The sequence below is a fragment of the Desulfuromonas svalbardensis genome (assembly GCF_055389415.1).
Genome location: NZ_AP042416.1, coordinates 2,156,828 through 2,172,438 on the forward strand (window position 1 = coordinate 2,156,828; position 15,611 = coordinate 2,172,438).

19 protein-coding genes are annotated in these 15,611 nt (G+C 45.2%); 11 read left to right on the forward strand and 8 right to left on the reverse strand.

All coding sequences use genetic code 11. The annotated features are described in order from the left end of the window. Window positions 1-4: 4 nt before the first annotated feature. From ACZ5KY_RS09650 to ACZ5KY_RS09665, 4 genes are all read right to left on the reverse strand, one after another. A complete protein-coding gene (locus ACZ5KY_RS09650; protein ID WP_464243685.1) occupies window positions 5-163 on the reverse strand; it encodes a hypothetical protein in 159 nt (52 codons plus the stop codon). Window positions 164-293: 130 nt separating this feature from the next. Further along, on the reverse strand, window positions 294-848 hold the full coding sequence (locus ACZ5KY_RS09655; protein ID WP_464243686.1) for a MarR family winged helix-turn-helix transcriptional regulator: 555 nt from the start codon (window positions 846-848) through the stop codon (window positions 294-296). Between the two features lie 147 nt (window positions 849-995). Further along, window positions 996-1,349, reverse strand: coding sequence for a VanZ family protein (locus ACZ5KY_RS09660; protein WP_464243687.1), 354 nt, complete (start codon window positions 1,347-1,349; stop codon window positions 996-998). Between the two features lie 138 nt (window positions 1,350-1,487). After that, window positions 1,488-2,420 carry a YeiH family protein gene (locus ACZ5KY_RS09665; protein ID WP_464243688.1) on the reverse strand — a complete coding sequence of 311 codons (933 nt, stop codon included), beginning with the start codon at window positions 2,418-2,420 and terminating at the stop codon, window positions 1,488-1,490. 124 nt (window positions 2,421-2,544) lie between these two features. On the opposite strand from ACZ5KY_RS09665, the gene ACZ5KY_RS09670 reads away from it, so the two are divergent. From ACZ5KY_RS09670 to ACZ5KY_RS09680, 3 genes are all read left to right on the forward strand, one after another. Further along, window positions 2,545-3,429: a LysR family transcriptional regulator gene (locus ACZ5KY_RS09670; protein WP_464243689.1), complete on the forward strand. Its 885-nt coding sequence runs from the start codon at window positions 2,545-2,547 to the stop codon at window positions 3,427-3,429. A 125-nt stretch (window positions 3,430-3,554) separates the two neighbouring features. Further along, a complete protein-coding gene (locus tag ACZ5KY_RS09675) occupies window positions 3,555-5,279 on the forward strand; it encodes a hypothetical protein (RefSeq protein WP_464243690.1) in 1,725 nt (574 codons plus the stop codon). A gap of 165 nt (window positions 5,280-5,444) precedes the next feature. Next, window positions 5,445-5,879, forward strand: coding sequence for a hypothetical protein (locus ACZ5KY_RS09680; RefSeq protein WP_464243691.1), 435 nt, complete (start codon window positions 5,445-5,447; stop codon window positions 5,877-5,879). Between the two features lie 155 nt (window positions 5,880-6,034). Here the strand turns inward: ACZ5KY_RS09680 and ACZ5KY_RS09685 are convergent, their stop codons facing one another. Genes ACZ5KY_RS09685 through ACZ5KY_RS09695 form a run of 3 tightly spaced genes read right to left on the reverse strand, consistent with a single transcriptional unit; the run spans window position 6,035 to window position 7,376 of the window. Continuing rightward, window positions 6,035-6,295, reverse strand: a complete 261-nt coding sequence (locus tag ACZ5KY_RS09685) for a GGDEF domain-containing protein (protein ID WP_464243692.1) — start codon at window positions 6,293-6,295, stop codon at window positions 6,035-6,037. A 44-nt stretch (window positions 6,296-6,339) separates the two neighbouring features. After that, a complete protein-coding gene (locus ACZ5KY_RS09690) occupies window positions 6,340-6,837 on the reverse strand; it encodes a DsrE family protein (protein ID WP_464243693.1) in 498 nt (165 codons plus the stop codon). Window positions 6,838-6,878: 41 nt separating this feature from the next. Then, the gene (locus ACZ5KY_RS09695; RefSeq protein WP_464243694.1) at window positions 6,879-7,376 is read right to left on the reverse strand and encodes a DsrE family protein; all 498 of its coding nucleotides are present in this window, start codon (window positions 7,374-7,376) and stop codon (window positions 6,879-6,881) included. 475 nt (window positions 7,377-7,851) lie between these two features. On the opposite strand from ACZ5KY_RS09695, the gene ACZ5KY_RS09700 reads away from it, so the two are divergent. Beyond that, complete coding sequence (locus tag ACZ5KY_RS09700) at window positions 7,852-8,094, forward strand: DUF6868 family protein (RefSeq protein ID WP_464243695.1); 243 nt, start codon at window positions 7,852-7,854, stop codon at window positions 8,092-8,094. 90 nt (window positions 8,095-8,184) lie between these two features. Here the strand turns inward: ACZ5KY_RS09700 and ACZ5KY_RS09705 are convergent, their stop codons facing one another. Then, window positions 8,185-9,522: an aldehyde dehydrogenase family protein gene (locus ACZ5KY_RS09705; protein WP_464243696.1), complete on the reverse strand. Its 1,338-nt coding sequence runs from the start codon at window positions 9,520-9,522 to the stop codon at window positions 8,185-8,187. Between the two features lie 543 nt (window positions 9,523-10,065). Here ACZ5KY_RS09705 and citC point away from each other — a divergent pair. From citC to ACZ5KY_RS09740, 7 genes are read left to right on the forward strand one after another with little or no spacing between them, the layout of a single operon-like run. Beyond that, window positions 10,066-11,079: a [citrate (pro-3S)-lyase] ligase gene (citC, locus tag ACZ5KY_RS09710; RefSeq protein WP_464243697.1), complete on the forward strand. Its 1,014-nt coding sequence runs from the start codon at window positions 10,066-10,068 to the stop codon at window positions 11,077-11,079. Continuing rightward, entirely contained in the window at window positions 11,079-11,342 is a 264-nt protein-coding gene (citD, locus tag ACZ5KY_RS09715; protein ID WP_464243698.1) for a citrate lyase acyl carrier protein, read from the forward strand. The genes citC and citD overlap by 1 nt, the downstream gene beginning before the upstream one ends. After that, window positions 11,343-11,822: a PPC domain-containing DNA-binding protein gene (locus ACZ5KY_RS09720; RefSeq protein ID WP_464243699.1), complete on the forward strand. Its 480-nt coding sequence runs from the start codon at window positions 11,343-11,345 to the stop codon at window positions 11,820-11,822. After that, window positions 11,815-12,741, forward strand: coding sequence for an HpcH/HpaI aldolase/citrate lyase family protein (locus ACZ5KY_RS09725; protein ID WP_464243700.1), 927 nt, complete (start codon window positions 11,815-11,817; stop codon window positions 12,739-12,741). Before ACZ5KY_RS09720 ends, ACZ5KY_RS09725 begins: the two co-directional genes overlap by 8 nt. Then, window positions 12,728-14,266: a citrate lyase subunit alpha gene (gene citF / locus ACZ5KY_RS09730; protein ID WP_464243701.1), complete on the forward strand. Its 1,539-nt coding sequence runs from the start codon at window positions 12,728-12,730 to the stop codon at window positions 14,264-14,266. The genes ACZ5KY_RS09725 and citF overlap by 14 nt, the downstream gene beginning before the upstream one ends. Then, entirely contained in the window at window positions 14,196-14,741 is a 546-nt protein-coding gene (citX, locus tag ACZ5KY_RS09735) for a citrate lyase holo-[acyl-carrier protein] synthase (RefSeq protein WP_464243702.1), read from the forward strand. Before citF ends, citX begins: the two co-directional genes overlap by 71 nt. Continuing rightward, entirely contained in the window at window positions 14,683-15,522 is an 840-nt protein-coding gene (locus ACZ5KY_RS09740) for a triphosphoribosyl-dephospho-CoA synthase (RefSeq protein ID WP_464243703.1), read from the forward strand. The genes citX and ACZ5KY_RS09740 overlap by 59 nt, the downstream gene beginning before the upstream one ends. Window positions 15,523-15,611: the final 89 nt, after the last annotated feature.

Consider the following 15,611-nt stretch of genomic DNA (forward strand, 5'->3'; position numbering starts at 1 on the left):
GCTCCTAGATCGCCCACACAAGACAAACACACAACGCATATGCGGGTGCAGGATCAGAAATAATGTAAATATTGGTAATGAGGTTTTGTCGTGGATTGGTGATTTTGGTCATGCAATCACGGGTTAATAAGTACTTAGGCATACCAGCCATAAGGTGACTCATTGGGTTTCACTATGTCGCTGTAAAAAAGATGATTGGTCTAATTGTTTTAAGGCGAATAGTTTGAACACGAACCATTGTGTCAAAAAACAACTATACTGTCAAGGTGTGGAGAAAGATGGGCGGTGGGGGATTATTTTTGTGAGGGAATTTCTGGGAACTTTTCTGATGAGATAGAACCCGTTTCCAACAGTGGCGCAGCCCCTATGTGGCGGGCTTCCATCAGGTCGACCAATTTTTCCAAAGTTAAGGTAATTGAAACCTGCTCTGTTTCTGGAAGTTCCATCAGTGCAGAAGACAGAATGTCTTGCAATAATGAGGGGGCCGCTTCAATCAATTGGCTCCCCGCTGTTGTGATAGAGATATAGACTTGGCGGCGATCTTTGCTGTCACGTTTTCGTTCAATAAACTTCTTTTCTTCTAAACGGTCAATTATGCCCACCACTGTACTGGGACTTAAGTAGACCTTTTTAGCCAGATTGGCACTGGTCACAGGGCTATCTTCTTTTATCGTAAGGAGACAGGCCAGTTGAGGGCCGGTAATTTTATGTTGCGTTGACAAGCGGTGCGAGTGGATGTCAACAGCACGAATAATCCGTCGCAACGATTGTAAGATCCTCAAATCATAGCTTTTTTGCGGAACTTCTGGATCTGTAATAATATTTTTATCTGGAACTAATTCCTGCACGGGAACCTCTTTGAAAAAAATTGATTTTTACTGGCCAGTAGCATAAAGGCACAAATCCGATTAGACAAGTACCTTCTGGTGTTTAATCTTGTTGAACAGGTGAATAAAAAGGAAATCAATAGCTTACAAGCACGTTGTGTTGTCGTTTCAGACGATACGTCGCGTTTTTGTCAATATTCCTGCTAAAAGACCAACGGTAATCCCACCGGTATTTGCAGCCATATCCAGCCATTCTCCGTAACGGTTCACATACGGCTGTATCAATTCAATCATTCCACTCCAGGTAATAAAAAATATTCCGATCAACAGCCAGTAGCGTGGTTTACGTAATGCGACCGGAAACATTAACGCGGTATAGGCGATAAAGTGGTGTGTTTTGTCGCTGCCGGGAAACGCAGGTAGAGTTGCCACTGGCCATAGTGACAATGTTGTAATCGTCACAAGGGTTAGCACGGTGATCAATTGCCAATAACGCTGAATAATAATCAATAAACTAGTCATTCCATCAACTCTTCCATATGGTTCACACGAAATCCGTTCAGGTCACTGGTTATTATAAACCGTTTTACAACAGAAAGGGTTAGCGAAATATGGCAACTCCTTCCCCTCTCTACACATACGAGATAACGACTGACTAAATCAGGCGATGCCAAACAATTTTAGGGCAAGCAAGGTCAAGCTACCAACCAACAACCACAGAGTCACCCCCTGCAACAATGGACGCACCCCGACCTTTCTTAACAGTTCCCTGCTTAAGCCCGCACCGATAAGAAACAGGGTCACGATCAACAGCTGTTTGGCAATTCGTGCCAACCAATGCCATTGTGTCGCAAACTGTGGAACCAGAGTACTGATGGCCGCAGCGAGGATAAAACCGATAATAAACCACGGGAACGCCTTTTTTCCGGTTGAACGGTTTCGCCAGGAAACCACCAGAACGATGGGAGTAATCCACAACGCTCGAGATAATTTAACGGTTGTTCCGACAGCGAGTGCTTTGGCTCCATAAACTGATGCTGCTCCAACGACACTGCTTGTGTCATGAATTGCCATCCCGGCCCAGGTCCCGAAAATTGTCTGGTTAAGGTGTAATAGATGACCGACCATTGGAAACAGGAACAGAGCAACCGCATTTAGGGTGAAAACTGTCGCCAGAGATACGGCGATTTCATCATCTTCAGCCTTAAGTACTGGAGCCAGGGCGGCAATGGCGCTACCACCGCAGATCGCCGTACCAAAAGCGATCAACGCGGCTGTTGTTTTTTCAACCTTAAACAGGCGACCCAGCAGCGTACCGAGCAGCAGCGTAAAACAGATGCCGACAAAGGTATAGATGATCGACTCGCGACCTGTCGTCCAAATTTCTCCCAAGCTTAGTCCAAAACCAAGGCCAATAACCGATACCTGTAACAAGTTTTTGCTAGATAATGCTGCCTGTTTTGGCCAGGGGTTGCCGAAGGTCATACTTAAAATAACCCCTAACAGCAGTGCATACGCCGCATCCATCCACGGCATAAAACAAAGTAGCAAACAAATCACAAAACATGTTTTTCGGATAACTTCAAATTGCATCGACTAACTCCTAGCAGGCTTTCGGACTTGACGCTTAATTTTGAGTCAGTATAGCTCGCTAAATACACAAGTAAAATTTCATAATAATGATGATAAAGTTCAATTTTACTGATATAGGATGGAAATGGCTATTACACTCAGACAATTACAGATATTTGCTAAGGTCGCTGAACTGGAGAATGTCACGCGTGCTGCGGGCGAAATGCAGCTGACTCAGTCGGCAGTCAGCATGGCCTTGAGCGAATTGGAGCGCTATTCTGATGCGCCACTGTTCAATCGGCAAGGGAAACGGCTACACCTTAACGACAGGGGGCGTCAGCTATTACCTATGGTGGGTACGCTGCAACGGAGGCACCAAGAGATCGAGATGTTCCTTGTTGAATCATTGCGCAAGCCGTACGGAATTTTACATGTCGGTGCGAGCACCACCATCGGTAACTACCTGATGCCTAGGCTCATCACTTTATTCTCGCAGCGATATCCCGAAGCCAAAGTTTTACTACAGGTTGGCAACGCTTCGCAGATTGAAGCTGGGGTGATCCGTGGCGACCTTGATCTGGGGCTTAGCGAAGGCTTTCAGATGAACCTGACCTTGACAGCGAATAAATGGCGCGATGATGAGCTGGTTATTGTGACTGGCCCTCATCACCCGTGGACGCAAGAAACAAGGCTTGGACCCGAACAACTTCAACAGGTTGCATGGATTGTACGTGAACATGGTTCGGGAACCCGAGATGTTTTTGAGGCAGCGTTGCAGGAGCAGCAGATAAACTACACTGTTGCCATGGAGCTGGGCCATACCGAAGCGATCAAAAAAGCCGTGGAGGCGGGAGCGGGATGTGCTTGTCTTTCGCGTATAGCCGTTCAGCGTGAACTCGACCATGGTTGGCTGGTTGAAATTTCAACATGCTTGAACCTCAAGCGTGAACTAATCCTTTTAACCAAAGAGGAACATTATCGTTCGATATTGTTTCAGACTTTTTGCGAGTGCCTTTTCAGTAATGAATGAGATTTGGAGTCGAGAAAGTATTTCTGAGTTCGCCTTGTTTTAGGTAACATGTGGCGAATGACTAACTGATTTAATTCAGAGTATTCAAATTTAATAACCGCAACACATCCTTGAGGGCTTGCATCATGCAATTTTCTGCAAAAAACAATTTATCAATTTATATTTTGATCGGCTTTCTTCAAGGTGGCGTGGCTTGGGCGGGGTTTTCCTTTTGGCCAGATGAGAGTCAACTTGCGGCATCTTTAGTTTTTGGGACGATGACGGCTTTTGCGGTGATCGGGTTGACGTTGCAATTGACCTTAGGTGATCGTTTCAATCGTCAGGTGCTTTTTCTGGCCCTTATCCTTGGCGCTGTCTTTACCTTGGTGTCTGTCTGGCTCATCTATCAGATGCCCGACTTGCCGCGCTCATCTGATAACGGGGCGGAGATTTTATTGGTTAGTTGGTCACTTTGCTCCATCCTGTTGGCCTATATTCTGATTCCATTTGTTCAAGCGTGGACTGAGCGGAAAAACGGACACTATAACTATACCGATCTCTATCGACATAGCTGGGACAACTTTTTTGTGTTGTTGGTTGCAGCGATGTTGACCGTTGCTTTTTGGTTGTTGATTGTTTTGTGGGCTATGTTGTTCAAGATGGTGGGTATCCTGTTGTTTAAGGATCTGTTTTTTAGCCCATTATTCATTTTCATCTCCTTGCCAGTAGTTTTGTCTCTGGGTATTCGTATGGCACTGGTTCATGAAAACATTATTGGCGCGCTGCGGAAAATTGCTCTCTCTTTATGCTATTTCCTGATGCCCCTTAGTGCTGTTATTACCATCCTTTTTGTTCTCAGCTTACCGTTTACGGGTCTGCAACCCATTTGGGATACAGGGTATTCAACCCCCATTCTCCTGTGTTTGTTGGGTGCCAATATCCTATTTATTAATGGCATATTTCAAGATGGATCGATTGCGCCTTACCGTGGCGGATTGTCGAGACTTGTAGAAATAGCAACTCTTAGTATGCCTGTTTACGCGGCCATTACCATCTATTCTGTTTACCTGAGGATCTCTCAGTATGGTGTAACACCAAACCGTTTCTTTTTGATGGTATTGGTCGTTGTTGCCCTGTGCTACAGCTTCGCTTATTCCGTGGCCGTTTTTCGACGTTCACAGATGTGGATGGGATCAATAAGGCAGGGTAATATCTATATTGCATTACTCATTTCTGTTCTGATTATTCTGATCCATAGTCCGCTCATGAATCCCATGGCGTGGAGTGCAAAAGATCAATATCAACGGCTCATTAGTCAGAATATATCGACTGCTGATTTTGATTTTGGTGCCTTAAAGTTTAAGTTAGGAATTCCCGGTCACATGTATCTACAACAGTTAAGAGAACTTCCCCCTGAGAATCCATTGCAGGCTGAAATTCATGGTCATATCTTAGCCGTAGATGCGGCGCAAAGTTATTATCAGTGGAAAAATAACACGGAGAATCAGCCGTTAGCAGATCATGTGATGATCGAATCGATTGATGGCAGCACCATTGTTCCAGAAACGTTTATTGATGCATTAGGTGCAGAACACTGCCGCAGAACAACCTGCTATGTTCTGGCAATCGATCTCAACCGCGATGCCCATGAAGAGTTGATCTTCTTTGATATGGATGAAGACTGGAGCGCACCCCAGCTTTATGTTCAAGTTGATAATGGTGAGTGGGTAAAGCAGGGGGCTTTCGGACCCTCGATGGGGAAAACACGCCGCCAAGAGTTGATTGAAAAACTTAGAAATGAACCGTATCAAGCGGTGGATCAGAGGTATCAGTCTTTCAAGGTTGGTGAAGAGGTTTATCGGTTTCAGTGAAATTAGGCTGTTTGTAGTGGTCAACTATTTAACAAAACGCCTAAGCAACGATGTCTCAAACGGCGCTTCTTAGCTTGTTTATGGTCATCTAGGACGTTATTGTCTTACATTCAATGAATGCGGTAGAACTCAAACAGTTCGTTCAACACAAAGGGTTAGCGAAACATGGTGTTTAAACGCAAAGTTCACTTCTTGGTGTTAATGATAACGTTACTTCTTGGTGGCTGTGCTGGTACCAGACACAGCTATCTCTCTTTGCTTGACGAAACGACGAGCCCACCAACAATTTATATGTCTGTAGGAGAAAGTAAGGAAGTTTTGGCAATAGGGAATGGTTTCCCGGGATGGTGGGGCTGGTATCCAGCAATTCTTACCCATTCACCCGATATTGCGAGTGTTGACTGCATACAAAAACGGAGTTTCATTCCGTTTCGTGAGCCTGGGGTTGTTTTTGGTGGTGCTGTCTGCTATTTAACTGCACATAAAATAGGAGAAACGCAGGCGCAATATGGCAACAACTTTACGTTGGTGAGTGAAGTGAGTGAAACTGATTTCTCTGATCCTGATCGCAGGATAAGGATTGTTGTAACTGAACCCTGAGCCTTCCATATAATACCTGTGAGTCAAGTTTTGTTTTGCAACATTTCAATCCGAAACAACATATCTTAGATCCTAAGAACCACAAACCTGATTACGTCCAGATTTTTTAGCTGAATACATTCTCTGATCAACAATTTTAAGCATTTGGTCGTACGTTATTTCGAACGGTGGATCAAAGTCGCTACGCCAAAACTTGCAGTAACATTTATTGTTTTCCCCTCAAGCTCAAATTCCATTTGTTCAAACTTTTTACGGATGAACTCTGCTTGTTCATTTGCAACGGAAGAGGAAGCTCCTTTGAGGACTAAGATGAATTCTTCACCACCCATACGAAAAGCATAATCCGTTGATCGAATCCTTTGTGTCGTCGTTTGAGCCAGCATACCTAAGCTGAAAAATAAAAAAGCGCCATGCATAAAATATGCATGGCGCTTTTTTAAAGCTATAGAGCAATAGTAAACTACTGAATCAAAATCGGTGCATATCCAACAGCTTGAAAACCCAACGCTGAAATAAACGTATTCCCGACAACCACAATCTCAGGGAGTATTGTCGCATTATCCACACCAAAAATAGCCGTTGCTACCGAACAGGCTTCAAGGCGTACATTGGGCAGTGCCGCTAGCGTAGTTACCAACGCTTTGGTGGTGTCAGTGGCTGTGTCGTCAATTAAGGTGACCGCCATGCCGCGAAAGGCGATGACGAACATCGGTTCGACGCCTTGATCTTCAAGGCCGTCGTAGGTTTGGCTGATGACATCAAAGTAGAGTGCCAGTGTATCAGCATCGGCCAGATTGATATCGAAAAACAGTTTGCCGGTTGTTTCTCCAGCCAGAGCGACCTTATCGTTCGGCTCAGTTGTTGTTGAGTGAGAAGAGGAGTCGCTACCGCAACCCGCGGTCAATAGCACCATACCGAATAGGCAGGCGATCAGAAAAATTCTAGATATTTTATCCATGGCAAATTCCTTTACAGTCATAAGGGTACGAAGGGCGACGGTTACATGATGGGAATTGTCGCGTAACCCTTGGTGCTGCTACCAAAACCAGCAGCTGAAATAAAGGTGTTACCAACCACGGTGATTTCATCCAGAATTTCGGCATTATCGACGCCAAATAGACCTGTTGCAATGGAGCAAGCCTCAAGGCGAATGTTGGGAAGTGCTGCGAGTGCAGTGATTTGTGCTTTAAGTTCGTCGTTAGCGGCTACGTTGGTGATAAAGTTTACCGCCATGCCACGAAAGGCAATAACGAAGTCGGGTGTGACATCCTGAGCTAAGAGGCCATCATAGGTTTGTTGGATGACACCGAGATAGAGGGGCAGGCTTGAAGCCACACTAAGATTGATATCGAACAGAATCTTACCTTCACCTTCCAGACCGGCGAGGGCAACGCTGTCATTTGGCGCAGCTACTTCAGCAAAGGCTGATGCTGTCAGGCAGGTAAAGGCTAGGCTGAAAGCAATAAGTAGGGTGATGATGTTGATACGATTTTTCATGATTTCTCCTTTTTTGGGTGTCAGATTCCTTGAAAATAATTGGAATCAAGAAGCAGAACGAATGATCGTTCGGTGATCGTTGTTTCGGAATATATAGTTAATGTGATTGCTCCGCAAGTGTTTTTTTCGTTAATTTTGTTGTTTAAATTTCATGTGTAATCTATTGAAAACTGCTTGTTGGTGGTAGGAAGGTCAAGGGGATATTGTGACAGAGTGGACTGGCTGTCTGGTCTATTTACTAATCAATTATTCGCTCCAAAAATATTATGATGGTAGTTGTTTTCAATGTTTTTGGTTATTGAAATGATGAGCTATTCTTTACTCTTGGACTTTTTTCGTTACACTTTCTATGCTCATTCAAAGTTCGATTTATCAAGAGTTAGACAGGTAGTGAAGGTTTATTTACTCCAAATGGAGTTGCAGATGCGCGCTTTTGCTATTGCCGTTAGTTACCCACTTGAAAGAAAGGATAACCATGGATATTCAAATGCTGACACGTTTCTTTATGTGGTGCACGATCATCAACGTATCGCTGTTGACCTTTTGGTTTGCGGTGTATGTATTTGCTTCTGATCTGGTGTATCGAACACAGTGTCGATGGTTTGATCTTTCGAGAGAAAGCTTTGGTGTGCTTTTCTACTCGTTTCTTGGGCTTTTCAAAATTGTAGTGATTGTTTTAAACCTTGTGCCCTATATCGCTCTGCTGATTATCGGATGAGTGAGTAGGTACTTTTATAATTCAACAAAAAGAGGACGCTGAATTTCAGCGTCCTCTTTTTGTTTGGAGCAAAATAGTTGTGGATTTTATTTACCCCTGTGTAACTCGTCGTGCAGCACGCTTGATGCTGATGAGGTTTCTGAAGCTAATATTGTCGGTGGTGATATTGTTACCGTGTGAACCACAACCGAGAGTTAACGAAGGGATTAAAACATTGTACAACCCACCGATGGCACCGTGGCTAGTGGGTGAGTTGAAGGTGATGCGATTGGCGTCAACACGCTGAGCGAATTCAAGGCATAATTCTTCACTGGCTGAGTGGATTCCTGCGGTATGACCTGCGCCACTATTGGTGAGGAGTTCAGCACACAGATCAATGGCGGCATCTTTACCATCAACAATAAAATAGCCAAGGCTTGGTGAGAGTTTTTCACGACTCATCGGTTCAACGGCTTGCGTGCCTTGTAAAGGACCAATCAGTAGAGCGCGGGTTGATTCAGCAACGGTAAAGTCGGCCATTTCAGCAATCTTAATTGCTGACTGACCCACAACAGCACCTGAAACAACTTGGCAGTCACCAAAGTATAATTTTTCGAGTTTTAATTTTTCCTCAGCGTTCACGAGGTGAGCACCAATCTCTTGCAATTTAGCGACAGCTTTTGCAGCCACATCGGCATCATCAAAAATCAAATTTTGCTCAGAAGCGCACACGACACCGTTATCGAAGGTTTTCGATAGAATCACATCTTCCATTGCTTGATCAATGTCTGCATCGCTAGCAACATACACAGGGCAACCACCGGCGCCTACGCCGTAAGCAGGATTTCCTGAACTGTAGGCCGCAGCGACCATTGCACCGCCGCCAGTAGCCAGAATAACGTCAACGCCATTGTTGGTCATTAAAGCGTTAGTAGCTTCAATCGAAGGCTCAGTGATCCATTGAATGCAGTCAGCAGGGGCTCCGGCAGCCGTGGCAGCATCGAGACATAGTTGAGCGGTTGTTTCGCAACATTTTTGCGCGCGCGGATGAAAACCAAAGACCACCGTATTGCGACCCTTCAAGGCAGACAATACTTTAAAGCACACTGTTGAGGTTGGGTTGGTGGTTGGTGTGACAGCGGCGACAACACCAAAGGGTTCAGCAATCTCGATAATGTCATTTTCGTCTTTAACGATACCAACAGTCTTACTGTCCTTCATGTCGTTCCATACTACGGCAGAACCAAAGTAGTTTTTGATGGTTTTATCGGCCACATTGCCCATACCTGTTTCGTTCACAGCCATTTCTGCTAACGACTCTTTATTGTTTTCAACCACTTTAGCAATGGCCTCGCAAATCGCGTCGGTCTGTTCTTGATTGAGCTTCTTAAATTGAGCTAAAGCTATTTGTGCTTTAGCGATCATCTTATTGATTTTTTCTTCTACCATGAGTACCTCCAGCAAAGTCTTGGTTTAAGTGCTATGGGAATGTGTTGTGATTCTAAAATTACAGATAGAGATAAGGAAGAAGTGTGCCAATCATGACGTATACAGTCTATGTGGTTGTTTTTATGTTGATATTTTGCTTTGTTACGGTTTTCTTTAGGCGAAAGGATCCAAGCTCAATTGTGTCAATGTGGAACAGCCGGGTGTGGAATTGTTGGATGTTAGATCGGTTGTTTTGTTTAATGATATACAGCGTAAGTTGATATAGCGGGCCTTTTTGTACCGTTCATCACATTTAACAGCACAGTGTGTTGCATGTTAGGACAGTTGTTGAGTTGTCTTCTTTATTTGATGTGGTCAATATCGTGTATTTAAATTAATTGAGATGTTTTATTGTTTGGCTGGGGTTTGTTAACGTGCTGTTTTTAGGGATATATATGCTTATGTCGATTAGTTTTGATGCAAAATATTTGACACTTGGCAAATTTGTTGCAGAGTTAAGAAGGCGTGAACAACATGTGTACCTTTTTGCCAAGGAGACAGCTGATGCCACAATCTTTATCCAGCCCACACGATTTACAGCAGGTCGCCGCTATGTTGAAGTGCTCTGGATTGAGCTTTGAGTCTGACGCGGATGAAGTGCTTGGAATAAAGGATCAGCAAGGCCGATTGCTGGCGACGGGAAGTCGTCAGGGAGCATTACTTAAGATGATTGCTGTGGATGCGCAACATCAGAGTAGCGAGTTGTTTTCTGAACTTATTAACGCTTTAATCTCACGCGGCTATCAAGCGGGGATCGAAAATTTCTTCGTATATACCAAACCATCTCAATATCACAGTTTCACTGCTCTTAATTTTCACTTGTTGTGTACCAGTGAACATGTTGCCTTATTGGAATATGGCAGTGGTATCAATCGATATCTACAACAGCATGCACCGTTACAGCGAGTGGGAGATAATGGTGGGGTGGTGGTTAACTGTAATCCGTTCACCCTTGGTCATCGTTATTTGATCGAATCAGCTGCGGCGATTGTCGATTGGTTGTATGTATTTGTGGTGGAGGAAAACCGCTCCAGTTTCCCCTTTGATGTTCGTTTTGATCTGGTAAAGAAAGGGGTTGCTCACTTGAAGAATGTCAGCGTGTTGCCCACTGGGCCTTACGCGATCAGTCACGTTACCTTTCCCGATTATTTTCTTAATAATAGTACCCTTGGCAGAGAGCAACAGGTGCAGATCGATATTCAACTGTTTGGTCGCTACTTAGCACCAGCTTTTTCAATTAAGCACCGTTTTGTTGGTTTTGAACCTTATTGTGCGACAACCCGTGCCTACAACGCCGCGTTGCATGAGCAGTTACCTCAATATCAGATTGAGTTGTGTCAATTTGCTCGGATCGAATCGGATCAAGGAGCGATTAGCGCGTCACAGGTTCGTCAATTATTGATGAAGCACTCTTTTGATACCTTGTCACAACTGGTGCCAGAATCGACGCTTAACTTTTTAACTTCAAACAAATTTTCAAAGCAGGTTCATTTAGAATCTGAATTTAGGAGGCACTGATGGAGATTCAATCAAAAGCGAGAGCAGGTACCATGCAATCAAGCGATATGATGGTTTTTGTTGAGCCCGCAGATCAGTTAATTATTGAGATTGAATCGACGGTAATCAAGCAGTTTGAGCACTTGATTCGCCAACGGATCGAACAGCAACTGGCCACTTTAGAGGTCACCCAAGGATTGATTCGGGTGAGTGATCGCGGTGCGCTGGATTATGCGATTGATGCACGTATTGAGACCGCCGTACGGCGATCAATGGAGGGATAAATGGATAACGCTTGGTATAAAGAGTGCTCAACAGGGCGCCGTTTTTTACTCAAAATATCTCCCGGTGAAAAGCTGGTTGAAAAGCTATTAAACTTTGCTGAGGAAACTGGAGTTAAAAATGCGGTGATCTCATCGGCTGTTGGTTCGGTCACCAACGTCCGTATCCGTGGTATTAAGGCCGGAGCAAAACTCCCCATCACCCCGCCACGTATGAATATTCATGATCTCGATGGTCCTTTTGAGATGTTGGACTTAGAGGGCAATATTGTCCCAGATGATAAGGGCGAGAGTGATTGTCATCTGCATATCTTGATATCAAAATCAACGGGCGAGGTACTGGGCGGGCATCTGTTTGATGCGCGGGTATTTGCCAGTTGCGAAATTATGATTGAAGAATTCACTGTGACTGGTGTCGTTGAACGTCATCAGTCAAAAAGTGGTGGAATTTCAACCTTCTATTTGGGGGACAATGATGAGTGATCCTGTCCTGAGTTTACGCCGTTCATTACTATACGTGCCAGGAAATATGCCGTCGATGTTGCAGAATATTCCTGTGTTTAACTGCGATACTGTCTTTATTGACCTTGAAGATGCGGTGCCGCTGAATGAAAAAGATGCTGCTCGGAGTTTGGTGAGTAAGTTTGTCGCCTCCTATAAGAATCGTAACAAAGAGGTATTTATTCGCATAAATGCTTTGGATACCGAATGGGGGTACGGCGACTTGTTGAGTGTGTTGCCATCACTACCTGACGGAATCCGGCTCCCCAAAGCCGATACTCCAGAGATTGTCGAGCGTCTCGATACCATGTTGACCGAAATGGAAGAGATGTTAGGGGTGGAGATTGGCACGTTTAAGATTATTCCCTCCATTGAAAGCGCTATGGGGGTGATTAACTGCATCAAAATTGCCCGCTGCTCATCGCGAGTAATTGCGTTGGCGTTTGGTGCCGAGGACTTTACCGCCGACATGGAGATAGAACGAACTAAAAAAGGTGATGAGCTGTTCAGCGCCCGCACGCGGGTGTTGTGGGCAGCTAAAGCAGCCGGTATTCAGGCGGTGGACACCATTTTTGCTGATGTTGGCGATATGGATAGTTTTCGCACCGAGGTGGAGTTAGTCAAGCGCCTTGGTTTTACCGGTAAATCGTTGGTTAATCCGCGTCAAGTTGATGTGGTTCATGAGGTGTTTGCCCCAAAACCAAAAGAGATCGAATACGCTAAAGAGGTGATCGAAGCAATTATTCGCGCTCGTGAGATGGGTACGGGTGTTATTGCCCTCAATGGTAAAATGATCGATGCACCAGTGGTCAAGCGTGCTGCCCGAGTGATTAAAACCGCCGTTTCTCAAGGTTTACTTGATTACGAGCTGGATGATGAGGTGATTTATGGTGCGAAATAGTCTAGGGCGGTTAGTCCCTGAAATCTTTAATAACCAACCACGGCGTCCATATTGCGATCCGTTTTCCTTGCAACCAACAGGTCAGCGTGCCAGTCGCACATTGCGTCGTGTGAATCCCGGTTTTAACAAGGTGTTGGCCAGTCTTAAAGATGCCATCATCGCCTCGGGATTAAAAGATGGCATGTGCATCTCAACGCATCACCATCTGCGTAATGGCGACATGTTGTTGAACATGGTGGTGCGGGTGATCGATTCACTCAACATTCGCGATATCACCATCGCTTCATCTTCGATCCATCCGGTGCACGCGGAGTTGATCCCGTATATCAAGAGTGGCACCATCCGTGGCTTTGAGTGTGGCGTGAATGGCTTAATTGGCGAGATGGCGAGCAAGGGTGAAATCAGTTGTCCAATCATTGTCCGTACCCATGGTGGCCGTGCTCGGGCCATGTCAACGGGTGAAGTAAAAGTCGATGTGGCATTCATTGCCGCACCGCAGTGTGATCGGTATGGCAATATGAATGGCTACTACGGTCCTTCGGCCTGTGGCTCCCTCGGTTATGCTCATCTTGATGCTGAATATGCCCATTGTGTGATTGCAGTGACCGATAATCTGCATGATTACCCTGTATCGCCAATATCGATTGCACAAACTCAGGTGGATTATGTCGTAAAGGTGGAAAAGCTAGGCGATCCGAGCAAGATTGTTTCGACCACCACCCGTGTTACCAAAGATCCCGTTGGGCTGATGATTGCTAAATATGCCAGTGAGGTGATTGAAACCGCAGGTTTAATAAAAGATGGTTTCTCGTTTCAAACCGGTAGCGGCGGCACCAGCCTTGCTGTGGCCGATAATGTGCGTAGGAAGATGATTGCCGCAGGAGTAAAGGGTAGCTTTGGCAGTGGCGGTATCACCAGTTATTTTGTTGATATGCTCGAACAAGGGCTATTTGATACGCTATTTGATGTGCAGTGTTTTGATCTTGAGGCGGTCAAGTCGATCGGCCGCAATATGAAGCATTTGGAGATCAGCGCCGATATGTACGCTAATCCATTTAATAATGGTGCGGTGGTGAATCAACTCGATACCGTTATTCTTGGTGCAACGGAAGTTGATGTTGATTTTAATGTCAATGTCAATACAGAGTCGAACGGCTACTTATTGCATAATACCGGCGGCCATAGCGATACCGCTGCTGGGGCTAAATTATCGATCATTACTGTCCCCTCTATTCGTGGCCGGTTGCCCATCGTACGTGATGCTGTGACCACCATTACCACCCCTGGGGAAACCGTTGATGTCATTGTGACCGAGCGCGGTATTGCAGTGAATGATAAGCACCCTGAACTGAAAAAAGAGCTGATAAAGCGTAAATTGCCGGTGAAGGATATTCGAGAGTTGCAGCAAGAGATTGTTGCCATGACTGGCATCCCCAAACCATTGGAGTTTGAAGATGATATCGTTGCTGTTATCGAATATCGCGACGGAACCATTATTGACAGTGTCCGCCGAGTTAAAGAGTGATCTGCTCGCTGCACGTGATTTGCGTCAGCTAAAACTGAACTCTTTTATCAATACTGAGCATAATACGGTGATCATGATGGCGTTGAATATCCCCGGCCCAGATAAACTTCCGGCCGGGGGCGAAGCGTTGATGGCATGGGGACGTAAATGTGTTGAGATGAAAACAGGTGCACACTGCGTAGTGGCCAGTCGTGATACTGCAGGACTCTTTATGTTGTTTGTCTGTGATTTGCCGCCGCAACGCTGCAAAGAGTTGGCAGTGAAGATAGAGGAGCAAACGCCTGCAGCGCGACTATTGGATGTTGATATCTACACTAATGATGGTGATCAGCTGGGGCGCGGTGATTTAGGGTTTAAGGCGCGTAGGTGTCTACTCTGTGAGCGACCCGCTGTGGAATGTATGAGGACAGGAAATCATGAATCAGACGCTATCGTTCGATCTGCACTGCAACGATTATCCACCTTTATCAACTAATGCCTTAGCACGGGCTTTTTGTGGCGGTGCACGAACCGAGCTGCAATTAACACCCAAACCAGGATTGGTTGATCGGGATAATAGCGGCTCGCACCCTGATCTTAGTTTTGAGATTATGCAGCACTCGGTTAGTTTACTCGATACGTTTTATCGCGAGCTGTTACAGCTTAAAGTACCAACGCTGGAGATGATGGACCTTAAGCGGATCGGAATTGCCGCTGAACAGCGGATGCACCAGCAGTGCGGGAGCAACACCCATCGCGGTTATATCTTCCTCAGTGGTTTAACACTTCTTGCGGCGCGCAATCAGAGAGATGTGAGAGCTGAAATCGTTCAGCTCGCTCAAATCTACTTTAACCATCAACTTGAATCATCCCATGGTCAAGCTGTACGCCAGCGTTATGCTACTGGTGGTATTATTGATGAATGTCTGCAAGGTTTACCGGCGGTGTTTGATTACGCTTTACCGATTTACCACCATGCCATGATTCATGGTGAACCGCAACGAGCAGCATTTATGATGATGGCTGGACTGATGCAAGTCACAGAGGATACCACTAGCTATCACCGCTGTGGTAGCGCGGGCATTAAGCAGATTCAAACGGATGGGGCATATCTTGAAAAGTGCCTCAATGATGGTGTTGATGTCATCTTGTGGTTGCGCCAACGTAACGCTCTGTATCAGGAGATGAACCTAACGATGGGTGGTGTGGCCGATCTGATGGCATTAACTTTTGCGCTCTATGAATTAATTGTTACAGGTGTTTGTGATGTGTCCTAGCGTTATGATATCTTCAGAGTAACTTAAACTTAAGTACCCGAAATCATATAGTGAAAATAATCTATGTAGGATGCGGTGAGGGAACCGAA